The sequence below is a fragment of the Micromonospora sp. NPDC049048 genome (assembly GCF_043197615.1).
Classification (GTDB): domain Bacteria; phylum Actinomycetota; class Actinomycetes; order Mycobacteriales; family Micromonosporaceae; genus Micromonospora.
In genome coordinates this window covers 276,578-292,635 of sequence record NZ_JBICTM010000007.1, presented here as the reverse complement: position 1 = coordinate 292,635, position 16,058 = coordinate 276,578, and the positions used below count along the sequence as shown (strand labels likewise).

Below are 16,058 nucleotides of genomic sequence, written 5' to 3'. Positions count from 1 at the left end.
GATGCCGGAGCGGATGCGGGTGTGCGTGGTCGGGCCGCTGCCGCCACCGATGGGGGGCATCGCCCGTGGGGTGGCGTTGCTGGCCAGCCGGTTCCGTGACGATCCGCTGTTCCGGATCGAGGTGATCGACATCGCCCAGCGGTGGCGTGGCGTGCACGAGTTGACGCCGGGCCGGCGCCTGGTCGCGGGGATGCGCCAGGTCACGGCCGGTGCCGTGGCGCTGCGCCGCACCCTGGCCGCCGGCCGGGCCGACGTCGTGCACCTCAACTCGGCCGGTGGCCCCGGCGTGCTCCGGGACCTGGCGCTGCTGTCCATCGCCCGGGCGTACCGGCGACCGGCGATCTACCACCTGCACTTCGGGCGGATTCCCGAGATCGCCGGGCGCGACAGCCGGGAGTGGCGGTTGCTGGCCACGGCGATGCGGCTGGCGACGGCCGTCGTGGTGCTCGACGGGGCGTCCGAGGCCATCGTCCGCAGCCGGGTCCCCACGGCGTGGGCGCAGCGGTTGCCGAACGGTGTGGACCTCGACCGGCTACCGGCACCACACCGGGACCCCGCGCCGGCGGAACGCACGGTGCTGTTCGTCGGATGGGTCCTGCCCGCCAAGGGCGTCGAGGATCTGCTGGCCGCGTGGCGGACGGCGGCGCAACCGCGCTGGCGGCTGCTCTTCGTGGGCCCCGTCGACCCGGCCTACCTGCGATCGGTGACCGAACGGCACCGGCCGCCGGCGTCGGTGTCCTTCCTGGGCGAGCTGCCGCACGCGGACGTCCTCGCCATGATGGGCCGCTGCGACCTGTTCGTCCTGCCCAGCCACACCGAGGGGTTCCCCAACGTCGTGGTCGAGGCGATGGCGCTCGGCTGCCCGGTCGTCGCCACCGACGTGGGAGCGATCGCCGAGATCCTCGGCGACGGTAGCGGGGTGGTCGTCGCGCCCTCGGATCCCGCCGGCCTCGCCGCGGCGCTGCGGAGGCTGATGACCGATCCGGTGCGCCGTGCCGAGCTGACCGACCGGGCCCGGGCCCGGGTGCACCGGCTCTACCGGCTACAGAGCGTGCTGCGCCAGTACGCCGACCTGTGGCGCCGGGTGGGCGGGACCCGCCAGCGGAACCTCCGACCGCCGGCCGCCGAGCCGGGGAGGCACCGCGTCCGGTCCTGACCGGTCGGCCCGGCGGTGCCGGCCACCGGCGCCCGTCGGGTTGGCCGTGAGGGCGGGCACGAGCGAGACCAACGCCAGCGGCAGCCAGGCGGCCATGGCGGACTCCCAGTGGCCGGTGAGCCAGATCGGCAGGAACGTCACCAGGAACAGCCCGGCCAGCCGCGCGCCGGGCCGGGAGGCGTTCCCGACGGGCCGTACGGCGGCGGTCAGGACGGCCGCGTAACACAGCACGCCGATGAGCCCGAGGTCGGCGCCGAGGGTGAGCAGCAGGCTGTGGGCGCCGATTCCCCAGGAACTGACCGCCGTGAACGCGCCCGCCCCGATCCCGGCGAGCGGGGACTGCCACCAGACGGCGACGGCCTCGGGCCAGACCAGCATCCGGCCGGCGAGGTCACCGGTCGCCCGGTCGGCGACGAGGCCGTCGAGGCGCAGCAGCGTCGCCTCGCCCATGCCGAGCGGTATCAGGATCAGGGCCGCCGGGACGACGAACGCGGCCACCCGCCAGCACGTCCGCGGCGCCGCCCGGCTGCACAGCAGGTACGCGGCCCCGAGCACCAGCGCGGCCAGCGCGCCTCGCGTGCCGCTGAGCAGCACCGCGTAGCCCAGCAGCGGCACGCTCGCGTAGAGCACGACGCGGGCCGCGCGGGGCAGCCCGCCGACGGCTCCCATCAACAGCGCCAGCAGGATCCCGGCGACCATCGTGTAGGCGGTCAGGTTGATGTTGAATCCCTCGATGCCGTACCGGATGGTGAGGTCGAAGGCGCCCGCCCGGCCGGTAGGACCGGTGAGCGAGGGCTCCCGGATCAGCTCGACCGCGCGGAGGAGACACCCGGCGAGGAACGCGCCGCCGACCGCGAGCAGGTCCCGGGTGGTCGTCACGACGTGCCGTACGGCGATCAGCAGCAGTACGCAGGTGCCGTACAGGTAGACGGCGCTGCGGGTCGCCGACGTGTCGACCGTCCAACCGAGGCTGGCGACCACCCACGCGCCGAACAGCACGGCGAGCACGTCGACCAGTCCCGGGCGGGGCATCCGCCCACTGAGGACGACGGCGAGCAGCAGGGCGGGACCCAGATAGGTCTGGTCCACCGACCAGCACGCCAGGAAGGCGACGCCGCTGACGAGCGCGACGCTGGCCAGGGTGGCGTAGCGCCGGGGTGCCCGCCGCCGGTGCGTACCGAGCGGACGGGCGGATCCGGACAGGAGGCCTGGAGGTACGTCGCCCACGCTGAAGCCCTTCGGGTCGGTGACCAGGCGGGATATTGACTGCTCCGTCAGTATCTCACCCATATCTAAACTAAACGGGCATTCGTAGTGATTGTCAGGTGAAAGGCGTTTCTCTGGGACGGGAGTGGTCGTTCCTCACAACGAACCCGCCAGGTGGACGGGGGCGGGCACGGCGGATCCGACATGGGAGCGGGAGTGACCAGAAATTTCAACGGCCAGCGGGTGCTCATCACCGGCGGCACGGGTTCCTTCGGCAAGACGATGGTGCGCCGGCTCCTCGACCACGGCATCGGCGAGGTCCGGGTGCTCAGCCGGGACGAGGCCAAACAGGACGACATGCGCCGCATGCTCGGCGACGACCGGGTCCGCTACCACGTCGGGGACGTGCGCGACTACGACTCGGTGCTGCGGGCCAGCCGGGGCATCGACTACGTCTTCCACGCGGCGGCCCTCAAGCAGGTGCCCTCGTGCGAGTTCTTCCCGCTGGAGGCGGTGCGGACCAACGTCCTGGGCAGCGCCAACGTCGTCGAGGCGGCGGAGCGTAACGGGGTCGCCTCCGTGGTCGTACTGAGCACCGACAAGGCCGTGCATCCCGTCAACGCGATGGGGATGAGCAAAGCCATGATGGAGAAGGTCGCCCAGGCGCACGCCCGGAACAACCCGCACAGCGCGACCACGGTCTCCTGCGTCCGGTACGGCAACGTCATGTACTCGCGCGGCTCGGTGATCCCGCTGTTCATCGAGCAGATCAAGGCGGGCCGGGCGCCCACGGTGACGGACCCGGGGATGACCCGCTTCCTGATGTCGCTGGCCGACTCGGTCGAGCTGGTCGAGCACGCCTTCCAGCACGCCCGGCCCGGCGACATCTTCATCCGCAAGGCCGCCGCCTGCACCATCGGCGACCTGGCCGAGGCGGTCTGCCAACTCTTCGACGCGCCCGCGAAGCTCGACGTGATCGGCGTACGGCACGGCGAGAAGCAGGACGAGACGCTGGCCAGCCGTGAGGAACTGGCCCAGGCGGACGACTTCGGCGACTTCCTCCGGGTGCCGCTGGACGCCCGCGACCTCAACTACGCGCTCTACGTCTCCGAGGGAGAGGTCGACCAGGGGCCGCCGGAGGACTTCAACTCCGCCAACGCGCCCCGGCTGGGCGTACCGGAGATCGTCGAGCTGCTGAGGACGCTGCCGGAGATCCGTGCGGAGCTGGCCCTGCGGGACCCGGTGCTGGCGTGCTGAGGCTGGCCGTCACCGGCGCCGGCGGCTTCCTCGGCTGGCACGCGCGGGTGCTGCTGCGCGTCCTCGGCTGGCCGGAGCCGGTCGTCGTCACCCGGGCCGACCTGACCGACCCGGAACGGGTCGCGACGAAGCTCGACGGCGTCGACCGGGTGCTGCACCTGGCCGGGGTGAACCGGGGCGAGCCGGCCGACGTGGCCGCCGGCAACGTGCAGCTCGCCGCCCAGCTCGCGCAGGGCCTCAAGCACTGCCCGACGCCACCCGGCGCGGTGGTCTACGCCAACTCGGTGCAGGCCGGCAACGGCACCCCGTACGGCGACGCCAAGGCCGCCGCCGCCGGCATCCTGGCCGACACGGGCCTGCCCGTCGACGACGTCCTGCTGCCCAACCTGTACGGCGAACACGGCCAACCGTTCTACAACTCCGCGGTCGCGACGTTCTGCCGGCTGCTCGCCGAGGGCGGGCAGCCGGAGGTGCACGGCGACCGCGAGCTGAGCCTCGTGCACGTCACCGACGCGGCGGCCCGGCTCGTCGGCGTCCCGGCCGGTGGCTCGTGGGACCCCGCCATGCCGGCGCTGCGGACCGGCGTACGGGCGCTGGCCGACCGGCTCGCCCACGTCGCCGCCACCTACCGGACGGGCGAGCTCCCGGCCCTGCTGGACCGGCACGACGTACGGCTGTTCAACACCTACCGCTCGCACTGCTTCCCGGCGCACTACCCGCTGGCGCTGCCGCGCCGGGCGGACGCCCGGGGCGAACTGGTCGAGACGGTGAAGGTGTACGGGGGCGGCGGCCAGACGTTCTGCTCCACGACCCGTCCCGGCATCACCCGGGGGGAACACTTCCACCTGGCGAAGGTGGAGCGCTTCGTCGTGCTGCGAGGTTCGGCGGAGATCAGCCTGCGCCGGGTCGGCCACACCGACGTGGTGCGCTTCGGAGTCTCCGGCGACGAGCCGGTGCTCGTCGACATGCCCACGATGTGGGCGCACAAGCTGGTCAACACCGGCCCGGACGAACTGGTCACCATGTTCTGGACCAACGAGCTGTTCGACCCGGGCCGGCCGGACACCTGGCCCGAGCCGGTGGAGCCGGCCCGACCGGAGCGCGCGGTGACCGCCGCGTGAGGATCGGCCTGGTCAGCCAGTGGTACCCGCCCGAAGGGGTGTTCGTCCCCGGCAACCTGGCGCGTCAACTGGCCGGACGCGGCCACGACGTGCGGGTGCTCACCACCTTCCCGAGCTATCCGCACGGCCGGATCTTCCCCGGCTGGCGGCAGCGCTGGCGACACACCGAGACGGACGGGCCGGTCGCCGTGCGGCGGGTGCCCGCCTACCCGAGCCACGACACGTCCGCCGCCCGGCGCGCGCTGAGCCACCTGTCCTTCGGGGCCAGCAGCGCACTGGGCGGCGTCGGCTGGTTGGCGGGCGTCGACGTCACCTACGTCTACCACCCGCCACCCACCTCCGTCGCCGCGGCGGCACTCGCCCGCCTGGCCCGGCGTACGCCGATCGTCCTGCACGTGCAGGACCTGTGGCCGGAGTCGGTGCTCGGTTCGGGCATGGCGCCCGTCGGCCGGGCTGGTCGGGCCCTGGGACGCGGCGTCGGCGCGCTGATGCGCGCGACGTACCGCCTGGCCGGTGCCGTCGTGGTGATCTCGCCGGCGATGGCCGAGCTGGTCGTGGCCCGGGGCGCGGACCCGGACCGGGTCCGGGTGGTGTGGAACTGGACCGACGACGCGCTGTTCCGGCCGGTGCCGGCCACCGACGAGGCCCGCGCGGTCCTCGGCCACCGGGGGCGCTGCACCGTGATGTTCGCCGGCAACATCGGCCTGTTGCAGGGGATCGGGACCGCGATCCGGGCGGCGGCCGCCGTGCGCGACCGGATCGACCTGGTGATCGTGGGCTCGGGGGCCGGCGAGGAGGCCGCCCGCCGGCTCGCCGCCGACCTCGGCGCCGACAACGTGCGGTTCGTCGGCCGGCAGCCCGCCGACCGGATGGCCGTGCTGTACGCGGCCGCCGACTGGCAGCTGATCTGCCTGCGCGACCTGCCGGCGCTGCGCGGCAGCGTCCCGTCGAAGTTGCAGGCCGCGCTGGCCTGCGGCAGCCCGGTGATCGCGTCCCTGGGCGGCGACGCCGCGGCGCTGGTCCGCTCGGCCGGGGTCGGCCTGGTCTGCCCGCCGGGGGACTGGCGCGCGCTCGCCGCGCGCTTCTCCGTCGCGGCGGCCGAGTCCGCGGACGTACGGGCGGAACTCGGCCGGCGGGCCCGGCGGGTCTACCAGGAGCGCATGTCGCTGCGGGTGGGCGTGGACCAGTTCGAGGACATCATGACCAAGCTGGCAGCAGAGAGAGGACGGGCATGACCCGGATCATGACGGTGGTCGGCACCCGACCGGAGATCATCCGACTGTCCCGGGTGATCGCCCGGCTCGACGACACGGTGGACCACCTGCTGGTGCACACCGGACAGAACTGGGACAGCACGCTCTCCGACGTCTTCTTCAAGGAGCTGCGGCTGCGCGATCCGGACCGGTTCCTCCGGGTGGACACGTCGTCGCTCGGCCGGGTGCTGGGCGGGGTGCTGGTCGGCATGGAGGCGGCGATCGCCGAGACGCGACCCGACGCGCTGCTCGTGCTCGGCGACACCAACAGCTGCATCGCCGCACTGATGGCGCGACGGATGCGGGTGCCGGTCTACCACATGGAGGCCGGCAACCGCTGTTTCGACCTCAACGTGCCCGAGGAGACCAACCGGCGGCTGGTCGACCACGTCGCCGACTTCAACCTGGTCTACACCGAGCACGCCCGGCGCAACCTGCTGGCCGAGGGGCTGCACCCGCGCCGGATCCTGCACACCGGCTCGCCCATGCGGGAGGTGCTGGAGCACTACCGGTCCGACATTACGGCGTCGGGCGTCCTGCGCCAGCTCGACCTGACGCCCGGCCGGTACTTCGTGGTCAGCGCGCACCGCGAGGAGAACGTGGACCAGCCGGCCCGCCTCCAGCGTCTGCTGGACTGCCTCACGGCCGTCCGGAACCGGTGGGGGCACCCGGTGCTGGTCTCCACGCACCCGCGTACCCGCAAGCGGCTGGAGGCGCTGGCGCCGGACGCGAGCGCCCTCGACGGCATCGCGTTCCACGAGCCGTTCGGCCTCTTCGACTACGTGCACCTGCAGACCCGGGCCTTCTGCACGCTCTCCGACAGCGGCACGATCAGCGAGGAGGCCGCGATCCTCGGCTTCCCCGCCGTGACGTTGCGCGAGTCGATCGAGCGGCCCGAGGCGCTGGACGCCGGCGGGATCATCATGACCGGGCTCGACCCGCAGGGCGTCGTCGAGGCGGTCGAGGTCACGGTGGCCCAGGTCGCCGCCCAGGGTGTGCCCTGCCCCGTCGACTACCAGGTCCCGGACACCTCCCGCCGCGTGGTCGACTTCATCCTCTCCACCGTCCGCCGGCACCACGACTGGGCGGGCATCCGCCGCTGAGCCGGACCGACCGGCCCGTCATCCCGCGCGCCGCAGGTCACGCCGACCACCAGGGGGCCGGCGACCGGAGCTTCCGGTCGCCGGCCCTCGCCGCGTGCGGCCGTCCGGCCCGGGCCGACGACCGGAAGCTGGTCGTGACCAAGGCCCCACGGCCAGGGCGGTCGGCCGCGCCCAGCAGCCCGATGCCGGTCTCCGCAGAATCCACCACCGACACGGACGCCGCCGACTCGACGGGTCGGCGGCGTACCGAGAGCAGCGGCAGGGTCAGCGCGACAGCGGCACCTGCACCGAGGGGCGGGGGACCGGCCCGACCGGGTGGGCGCAGAGTTGGGCGAGCTGCGCGATGATCTTCGCCGGCTCGTCGTACGGGTCGAGGCCGCTGACCTCCATCGGGTCCAGGGCGGGCACCGCGACGTGCGAGACCAGCGGGTGCAGCGGCCGGGCGTCGGTCTCGCCCGTGCCGAACAGGTCCTCGTGCAGCTTCTCGCCCGGGCGTAGTCCGGTGTAGACGATCGGCACGTTGCTGTCGGCCTGTTCGGCCATCTGCCGGGCCAGGTCGGCGATGCGTACCGGCTCACCCATGTCCAGCACCAGCGCCTCGCCGTCGCGGCCGATCTCGGCGGCCTGCAACACCAGGTGCACCGCCTCCTGCACCGTCATCAGGTAGCGCGTCACCTCCGGGTGGGTGACGGTGAGCGGGTGGCCCAGCTCGATCTGCCGCTGGAACGCCGTCAGCACCGACCCGCGGCTGCTCAGCACGTTGCCGAAGCGGACGCTGAGGAAGGTGCCCGGGAACCGGGAGGCGGCGTGCGCGGTCAGCCGTTCGGTGATCCGCTTCGAGTAGCCGAGGACGCTGATCGGGTCGGCCGCCTTGTCCGTGCTGATGTTGACGAACCGGGCCACGTCGCGGCAGGCGTCGAGCACGGCGAGGGTGCCCCAGACGTTCGTCTTCACCGCCTCGCCGGGGTGCCGCTCCAGCAGCGTGAGGTGCTTGAGGGCGGCGGCGTGGAAGATGACGTCCGGCCGGCGCTCTCGGATGATGCGCCGGACACCCTCGTCGTCGCGGAGATCGGCGAGGATCAGCTCGGGACCGTCCAGCATGGCCCGGCCGGTCAGCGACATCTGCAGGCTGTGCAGGGCCGACTCGTCGCGGTCGAGCATCATCAACTCGCCCGGGTCCGTCTTCATCAGCTGCCGGCACAGCTCGGAGCCGATGGAGCCGCCGGCGCCGGTGACCAGGATCCGTCGGCCGCTGAGCCCGTCGCCGCTCAGCGCCATGTCGGCCACGACCTGCCGGCGGCCGAGCAGGTCGTCGATCTGCACGTCGCGTACGTCGGTGACCGTGATCCGGTGGTCGACGAGGTCCCGGACAGGCGGCAGCACCTTGAACGCCGCCCCGGTCTGGAGGGTGGCCTCGCGGATCTGCCGGATCAGCGCGGCGTCGGCGTTGGCGACGGAGAAGATCACCGTCGTCGCCCCGGTACGTCGTACGGCCGCCGCCACATCCTGCCGGCCGCCGAGCACGCGTACCCCGCCGATGCGCAGGTCCCGCTTGTCGGGGTCGTCGTCGAGGGCGCCCACGGGCCGGTAACGCCCCCGTGGATCGCTGAGCATCGCGCGCAGCAGCCCCTGCCCGGCGTCGCCGAGCCCGAAGAGCAACACGGGGTTGGAGGAGCGGGCGTCCGGCCGCATCGCGAGGTCGCGACGGTGCCGGTAGGTGAACCGGGCGGTCAGCATGAACAGCAGCGCCAGGGCGCCGCCCACCAGCGGCGTGCTCGCCGGCACCGGCCGTACGCCGGCGGGCAGCAGACCGATCAGCATGATCCCGGCCGTGGTGGCCGCCGTGCCGGCGACTCCCTGCACCTCCTGGAGGCTGCCCAGGGGGTGGCGTCCGGAGTAGATCCGGCGGACCGCCGCGACGGCCACGTGCACGACGGCGGCGAGGGCGCCGCAGGCGGCGGCGCGCGCGAGCTGGTCCGATGCCAGGTCGAGTTCGTAGCGGAACCAGACCGCGGCGACGAATCCGCCGACCCAGGCGGTGCTGTCGGTGGCGAGGAATCCGATGGTGCGGCGACGCGCCCTGGCCCGGTGTGAACTCTGTTCACCGAGTCGGGTGGCCTCTGTTTCGGGCGGCATCTGTGCTCCCTGTCCGTCTCCGAGGGCTTTCGCGCAGGGCGAAAGGAGCTTTAGGGCTCTTTAGGTTGATACATGCCCGAACATGATTTTTGGCGTCTTTCGGGTTCGATGACCGAATTTTCGCCCATGGGGCCGAGGGCTCGTCGGGTCAACGGGCGGGTACGCCCTTGACCACGGCACCGTCCGGCACGTCCCGTACGACGCAGGCGCCCGCCCCGACGGTGGCGTCGCGGCCGACCCGCAGGCCCTGCAACACCGCCGCCGTCGTCCCGACGAGCACCCCCTCCGCCAGGCGGCAGTCGCCGGACACGGCGGCCAGCGGGTTCACCGACACGAAGTCGGCGAGGGCGCAGTCGTGCCCGACCGTGGCGTTCTGGTTGAGGTGCACGTGCCGGCCGAGCGTGACGTTGGTGGTGACCCGGGCCCCCGCGAAGGCGACGAAGCCCGGCCCGTGCACCGTGTCCGGCCCGATCGTCGCCGCCGGATGCACGAGGCTCGCCGCCGGCGTGCCGTACGCGTCGACCCGGGCGGCGACGGCCCGCCGGACGCGCGGATCGCCGATGCCGATGACGTGGTGCGTCTCCGGCGGGGCGTCGCGCAGCCAGGCGACCCCGCCGAGGTAGGGCACCTCCAGTCGCTGCACCCGCTTCAGGTTCTCCTCGGCGGGCCGGTCGTCGACGAACCCGAGCAGGTGCCAGCGGGGCCTGCCGGCGGCGTCCATCGCCCGGGCGATCGTGAGCACCTCCCGGCCGTGCCCGCCGCAGCCGACGACCACCAGGGGGACCGTCACGCCGTCGACGCTCCCGTACGGGCCGTCAGGAACTCGTCGACGGCGGTGAGGACGTGGCCGACCTGGCGCTCGTTCAGGGCGCTGCCGCTGGGCAGGGCCAGCCCGTCGGCGAAGAGCCGCTCGGCCACCCCGGTGACGAGGTGCTCGGCGTCGGCGTACGCCGGTTGCAGGTGCATCGGCTTCCAGACCGGACGGGTCTCGATCTCCCGCGCGGCCAGGTGGGCGCCCAGGTCGGCGGCCCGCCAGCCGGCCCGCTCCGGGTCGACCGCGATGGTGGTCAGCCAGCAGTTGGAGCCCGGATCGTCCATGCCGAGCAGTCGCACACCCGGGATCGGGGCGAAGAGCTTGGCGTACTGGTCGCGCAGGCGCCGGCGCCGGGCGATCATCCCGTCCAACCGGACGAGCTGGGCGCGGCCCAGCGCGGCGAGCAGGTTGCTCAGCCGGTAGTTGTAGCCCGTCTCGCGGTGCTCGTAGTGCGGCGTCGGCTCGCGGGCCTGCGTCGACAGGAACCGGGCCCGGGCGAGCAGCGCCGTGTCGTCGGAGACCAGCATCCCGCCGCCCGACGTGGTCATGATCTTGTTGCCGTTGAAGGAGAGGATGCCGACCTGCCCGAACGAGCCGGCCGGCCGGCCGTGATGGGTCGCGCCGAGGGCCTCCGCGGCGTCCTCGACGACCGGTACGCCCGCCGCCGCGCAGACCGGGGCCAGCGCGGTGTGGTCGGCGCAGCTGCCGAAGAGGTCGACGGGCACCACCGCCCCGACGCGCTGCCCCCGCAGGGTCAGGATCCGGATCAGCTCGTCCACGAGGCCCACGTCCACGTTTCCGGAGTGCGGGTCGCAGTCGACGAAGACCGGGCGGGCGCCGACGTAGCGGACCGCGTTCGCGGTCGCCACGAACGTCAGCGTCGGCACGACGACCACGTCCCCCGGCCCGACCCCCACCCCGAGCAGGGCCAGGTGCAGCGCGGCCGTGCCGGAACTCACGGCGACGGCCCCCCGGGTGCCCACCCGCGCGGCGACCTCGCGCTCGAAGGCGTCGAGATCCGGCCCGACAGGCGCGACCCATCCGGACCGCAGGGCCGCGACGACGTACGACTCCTCCAGCGGGCCGACGTCGGGCGGGGACAGGTGGATAGTTCCACTCACCGGCCACCCCCGGCGGAGACGGTCAGGGCGGCGTCCGGTCCCGGCGCGGCGGGCACGAGTCCCGGTGTGGCGGGCACGAGTCCGGGGGCGGCGGGCGCGGGTCCCGGTGTGGCGGGCACACGCGCGGGTGTGCCGAGGAACTCGGGCGCCGTGGCCGAGCCCGCCGCGGAGATCCCCTCGCGGCGCAGCACGGTGCGGACGGTCGCGGCGAGGATCGACAGGTCCAGCCGCAGGCTGCGGTGGTCGACGTACCAGACGTCCAGGTCCAGCTTCTCCTCCCAGCCCAGGCTGTTGCGGCCACGCACCTGGGCCAGCCCGGTGACGCCCGGCCGGACCTCGTGACGGCGGGCCTGGGTGGGGGAGTAGCGCGGCAGGTACTCGGTGAGCAGGGGTCGGGGGCCGACCAGGCTCATGTCGCCGCGCAGCACGTTCCACAGGGTCGGCAGCTCGTCCAGGCTGGTGGAGCGCAGGAACCGCCCCAGCGGCGTCAGCCGGTCCCCGTCGTGCACCCGTCCCCGTCGGGGGTCGGGCGGAAGCATGGTGCGGAACTTGACCAGCTCGAACACCCGGCCGTGCCGTCCCGCGCGCGGCTGCCGGAACAGCACCGGCCGGCCGAGTCCCGCCGCGACCAGCACGGCCACGACGAGGAGAAGCGGTGCGGCCAGTACGAGCAGCACCGCCGCCGCCAGGACGTCGATCGCCCGCTTGAGCGCCTCCGGCCGTTGCGCGAGGCTCTCCGGTGTCTTCACGGAACCAGGCAAGGTCTCGACCTCCAGGCAGAGTCAGGCGCCACCGAACAAACCCGTTCTAACAGGGATGAACGTGCTGTCGCCGTGAAATCGCGACACTCGACGCTGATCCCGACAGGTCAACCGCCCAACGGCCCGTCAGGACGCGGCCCGCTGCCGAAGAGGTGCCTCCCGACCTGCGCGATGGCGGTCCGGATGGTGGCATGAGGGCGGCGCTGGCCGCCGACTGGCGCAGCAGCGGCACCCGGTCGACGGGCGCCGGCTCGCCGCTCAGCGGGCCTCGGGGTTCACGGCGCCGCCGCCCGCTCAGGGCGTCTCGTCGCCCGCCTCGAGGCGGCGGGCCAGCAGCGTGCGCAGGGGGATCGACTCACCGTCGCGGCCACCCGCGCCGACCACGAGCGGCGGCGGGCTGGGCTGCGGCTCGGCCCCGAACAGCAGGGCGCGCGGGCCGCCGGCCACGGTCAACAGGTGGAACCGCCCGTCGACGTCGACGGCCCGGGTGCGGGCCCGGTCGACGTACCAGCCGCGCAGACCCGTCCGGTAGCTGCCGCGCCCGTCCAGGCCCCGGGCCGTGAGCCGTTCCGTGGGCAGCCCGCGCCGGAGCGCCTCGGCGACGAACCAGGCGACGAGCTGCGCCGCCTCGGCACCCTCCGCCGCCCGACGGCGCTCGTCGGCCGCCGCGTGCGCCCGCACCGCCCGCCGCTGCCGCTCCCGCCACTCCAGGCCGTCGCCCCCATCCACGACAGCGACGGTACGCCCCGCCGCCCCGCCGCCCGCCGCGCCCGCCGTGCCCGCCGTGCCCGCCGTGCCCGCCGTGCCCGCCGCCCCGCCGCCCGCCGCGCCCGCCGTGCCCGCCGTGCCCGCCGTGCCCGCCGTGCCCGCCGTGCCCGCCGTGCCCGCCGTGCCCGCCGTGCCCGCCGTGCCCGCCGTGCCCGCCGTCCCCCGCCGCCCGCCGCCCACCGCGATCCGTCGTCCCCCGTCCGCACCGGTCAGCGCCCGACCCCCGTCGCCACCCGCAGGCACGGCCGGTCACTTGCCGGGTCCACGCGTGCGGGGCGAGCTGCGGGCGACCGACGCCCTCGCCCGCGACGCCGTCGCCACTCGCGCCCGGCGCACGTCCTGGTCGTGGCGGGCGGCGTCAGCGGCGCCGATGGCCTAGCTGGTCGCTGTCGAGCTGAGTCGTCTGCGACATCAGGCGTCGCCCGGATCGTCGTCGCCTGAATCGGCTACGACATCAGCTCGACAGCGTCCCGCGGGTGTCTTCCGGGCCCGGCGGAGGCTCGCTTCCGGCCGCTCAGGCGCGAGCATCCGCGAACGTGCGGCTGCGCCCCGGCGCCCGAGCGTGCGCCCGCCGGCGCGACCCCGGAACGGGTGCCCGTCGGTGCCCAGCCTGGGCGGTCTCCACGGCGCTGCGCCCGGCCCCGGACGTGCGTCAGCGCCGGGCGCCGTCGACCGCCCCGCGCTCCGGGAGCTGGCCCGCGAGGCGGCCCACCGCCCCGCGGACCCGTCGTGACGGCGCTCCTGCGCCGCCGGTCAGGCCAGCCCGGCCCGGCGCAGCGCCTCCGCCATGGCGTCGTTCGTCGGCGCGGGCCCCGAGCCGCCGCGGCCCGGCCGCTGCGCGCCGCCGCGCCCGCCGCCCTGGCCGCCGCCCTGGCCGCCGCGCCCGCCGCCGCCCTGACCGCCCCGGTCACCGCGTGCACCGCCGCCCTGGCCCGACTGGCCGCCCGGAGCGCCCCGCGAGGCGCCCCGGTCGCCGCGCGGGCCGCCCTGTGCGCCGCGCTCGCGGCGCCCGCCGTCCGGGCCGCCGCGCCCGGCGCCCGCCTCCGCGTCGTCCTCCAACCGGAGGGTGAGCGAGATCCGCTTGCGGGGCACGTCGACGTCGAGCACCTTCACCCGTACCACGTCGCCGGACTTGACCACCTCGCGCGGGTCCTTGACGAACGTCCGGGACATGGCCGAGACGTGCACGAGCCCGTCCTGGTGCACGCCGACGTCCACGAAGGCGCCGAACGCGGCCACGTTGGTCACCACGCCCTCCAGCACCATGCCCGGGACCAGGTCGCTGATCTTCTCGACCCCCTCGACGAAGGTCGCGGTGCGGAACTCCGGCCGCGGGTCGCGACCCGGCTTCTCCAGCTCGGCGAGGATGTCGGTGACGGTGGGCAGGCCGAAGGTGTCGTCGACGAAGTCGGTGGCCCGCAGCCCCCGCAGGATCGCGCTCCTGCCGATCAGCGACCGCAGGTCCTGCCCCGTGGTGGACAGGATCCGACGCACCACCGGGTACGCCTCGGGGTGCACGCTGGAGGAGTCCAGCGGGTCGTCGCCGCCGGGGATACGCAGGAAGCCGGCGCACTGCTCGAAGGCCTTCGGCCCGAGCCGGGGCACCTTCTTCAGCTCCGCGCGGGTGCGGAACGGCCCGTTGGCGTCGCGGTGCAGCACGATGTTCTCCGCCAGCCCGGCGCCGATGCCCGAGACCCGGGTCAGCAGCGGCGCGGACGCGGTGTTGACGTCGACGCCCACCGCGTTGACGCAGTCCTCGACCACCGCGTCCAGCGACCGGGAGAGCTTCACCTCCGACAGGTCGTGCTGGTACTGGCCGACCCCGATCGAGCGGGGGTCGATCTTGACCAGCTCGGCGAGCGGGTCCTGGAGCCGCCGGGCGATGGAGACCGCCCCGCGCAACGAGACGTCCAGCCCGGGCAGCTCCTGGGAGGCGTACGCGGAGGCGGAGTAGACCGACGCCCCGGCCTCGGAGACCACCACCTTGGTCAGGTTGAGCTGCGGGTAACGCTTGATCAGCTCGCCCGCGAGCTTGTCGGTCTCGCGGCTGGCGGTGCCGTTGCCGATGGCGACCAGCTCGACGCCGTGCGCCCCGGCCAGCCGGGCGAGGGTCTCGATCGAGGCGTCCCACTGCCGGCGCGGCTCGTGCGGGTAGATCGTGTCGGTGGCGACCACCTTGCCGGTGGCGTCGACGACGGCGACCTTCACCCCCGTACGCAGGCCCGGGTCCAGCCCCATGGTGGGCCGGGTGCCGGCCGGCGCGGCGAGCAGCAGGTCGCGCAGGTTCGTGGCGAAGACCCGCACCGCCTCCTCCTCGGCCGCCTGCCACAGGCGCATCCGCAGGTCCGCCCCCAGGTGGATGAGGATCCGCGTACGCCAGGCCCAGCGCACCGTGTCGGCCAGCCAGCGGTCCGCGGGCCGGCCCTTGTCGGTGACGCCGAAGCGCCCGGCGATCGCCGCCTCGTAGCGGCTCGGCCCGGTGACCACCGCGTCGGCGTCGCCGGCCTCCTCGGGCTCCATGGTCAGGTCGAGCACGCCCTCCTTCTCGCCCCGGAACATGGCCAGGATCCGGTGCGAGGGCAGCTTCGGGTACGGCTCGGCGAAGTCGAAGTAGTCGGCGAACTTCGCGCCGGCCGACTCCTGCCCGTCGCGTACGCGGGAGACCAGCCGGCCCCGCGACCACATCTGCTCGCGCAGCGTGCCGATCAGGTCGGCGTCCTCGGCGAAGCGCTCGATGAGGATGGCGCGGGCGCCCTCCAGCGCGGCGGCAGCACCGGCCACGCCCTTGTCCGCGTCGACGTAGCCGGCGGCGACCTGGCGCGGATCCTGGCCCGGGTCGGTCAGCAGCGACTCGGCGAGCGGCTCCAGCCCCGCCTCGCGGGCGATCTGCGCCCGGGTCCGACGCTTGGGCTTGTAGGGCAGGTAGATGTCCTCCAGGCGGGACTTCGAGTCGGCCGCCATGATCTGCGCTTCCAGGGCCTCGTCGAGCTTGCCCTGGCCACGGATCGACTCCAGCACCGCCGCGCGCCGCTCGTCCAGCTCGCGCAGGTAGCGCAGCCGCTCCTCCAGGGTGCGCAGCTGGGTGTCGTCGAGCAGGCCGGTGGCCTCCTTGCGGTAGCGGGCGATGAACGGCACGGTCGCGCCGCCGTCGAGCAGCTCCACGGCCGCACTTACCTGACGCTCGGCGACGCCGAGCTCCTCGGCGATCCGCTGATGAACAGAGAGGGTCACGATCTCGATCCGCCTTCGGTGTGGGTTCCGCCGTGCATTCTGCCGGCCCCCACCGACGGCCGTCGCGACCCCCGCCCCGGTGTGCCGCCGCCTACCGGACCGGCGTGCGTACGCCGTCGCGGCCCGCGCTG

Annotated in this window: 12 protein-coding genes; 5 read left to right on the top strand and 7 right to left on the bottom strand. The window is 74.2% G+C overall.

Annotated features, from left to right (window positions below):
- Window position 1 precedes the first annotated feature (1 nt).
- Complete coding sequence (locus ACGFIG_RS23295) at window positions 2–1,156, top strand: glycosyltransferase family 4 protein (RefSeq protein ID WP_393006079.1); 1,155 nt, start codon at window positions 2–4, stop codon at window positions 1,154–1,156.
- Here the strand turns inward: ACGFIG_RS23295 and ACGFIG_RS23290 are convergent.
- Window positions 1,043–2,446: an O-antigen ligase family protein gene (locus tag ACGFIG_RS23290; protein ID WP_393006077.1), complete on the bottom strand. Its 1,404-nt coding sequence runs from the start codon at window positions 2,444–2,446 to the stop codon at window positions 1,043–1,045. The two genes, ACGFIG_RS23295 and ACGFIG_RS23290, sit on opposite strands and share 114 nt — an antisense overlap.
- A 132-nt stretch (window positions 2,447–2,578) precedes the next feature.
- Here ACGFIG_RS23290 and ACGFIG_RS23285 point away from each other — a divergent pair, with 132 nt between their 5' ends.
- From ACGFIG_RS23285 to wecB, 4 genes are read left to right on the top strand one after another with little or no spacing between them, the layout of a single operon-like run.
- A complete protein-coding gene (locus ACGFIG_RS23285; protein ID WP_393006075.1) occupies window positions 2,579–3,619 on the top strand; it encodes a polysaccharide biosynthesis protein in 1,041 nt (346 codons plus the stop codon).
- Entirely contained in the window at window positions 3,613–4,740 is a 1,128-nt protein-coding gene (locus ACGFIG_RS23280; protein ID WP_393006073.1) for an NAD-dependent epimerase/dehydratase family protein, read from the top strand. Before ACGFIG_RS23285 ends, ACGFIG_RS23280 begins: the two co-directional genes overlap by 7 nt.
- On the top strand, window positions 4,737–5,975 hold the full coding sequence (locus tag ACGFIG_RS23275; RefSeq protein WP_393006071.1) for a glycosyltransferase family 4 protein: 1,239 nt from the start codon (window positions 4,737–4,739) through the stop codon (window positions 5,973–5,975). Before ACGFIG_RS23280 ends, ACGFIG_RS23275 begins: the two co-directional genes overlap by 4 nt.
- The gene (gene wecB, locus ACGFIG_RS23270) at window positions 5,972–7,096 is read left to right on the top strand and encodes a non-hydrolyzing UDP-N-acetylglucosamine 2-epimerase (protein WP_393006069.1); all 1,125 of its coding nucleotides are present in this window, start codon (window positions 5,972–5,974) and stop codon (window positions 7,094–7,096) included. Before ACGFIG_RS23275 ends, wecB begins: the two co-directional genes overlap by 4 nt.
- Window positions 7,097–7,360: 264 nt before the next feature.
- Here wecB and ACGFIG_RS23265 read toward each other — a convergent pair whose 3' ends face one another.
- The 6 genes from ACGFIG_RS23265 to ACGFIG_RS23240 form a co-directional block, all read right to left on the bottom strand.
- The gene (locus tag ACGFIG_RS23265) at window positions 7,361–9,232 is read right to left on the bottom strand and encodes a polysaccharide biosynthesis protein (RefSeq protein WP_393006067.1); all 1,872 of its coding nucleotides are present in this window, start codon (window positions 9,230–9,232) and stop codon (window positions 7,361–7,363) included.
- Between the two features lie 148 nt (window positions 9,233–9,380).
- Window positions 9,381–10,022, bottom strand: a complete 642-nt coding sequence (locus ACGFIG_RS23260) for an acetyltransferase (RefSeq protein WP_393006065.1) — start codon at window positions 10,020–10,022, stop codon at window positions 9,381–9,383.
- A complete protein-coding gene (locus ACGFIG_RS23255) occupies window positions 10,019–11,167 on the bottom strand; it encodes a DegT/DnrJ/EryC1/StrS family aminotransferase (RefSeq protein ID WP_393006064.1) in 1,149 nt (382 codons plus the stop codon). Before ACGFIG_RS23255 ends, ACGFIG_RS23260 begins: the two co-directional genes overlap by 4 nt.
- A complete protein-coding gene (locus ACGFIG_RS23250; protein WP_393006062.1) occupies window positions 11,164–11,916 on the bottom strand; it encodes a sugar transferase in 753 nt (250 codons plus the stop codon). Before ACGFIG_RS23250 ends, ACGFIG_RS23255 begins: the two co-directional genes overlap by 4 nt.
- A 306-nt stretch (window positions 11,917–12,222) precedes the next feature.
- On the bottom strand, window positions 12,223–12,657 hold the full coding sequence (locus ACGFIG_RS23245; protein WP_393006322.1) for a hypothetical protein: 435 nt from the start codon (window positions 12,655–12,657) through the stop codon (window positions 12,223–12,225).
- Window positions 12,658–13,449: 792 nt separating this feature from the next.
- Entirely contained in the window at window positions 13,450–15,927 is a 2,478-nt protein-coding gene (locus ACGFIG_RS23240) for a Tex family protein (RefSeq protein ID WP_393006060.1), read from the bottom strand.
- Window positions 15,928–16,058: the final 131 nt, after the last annotated feature.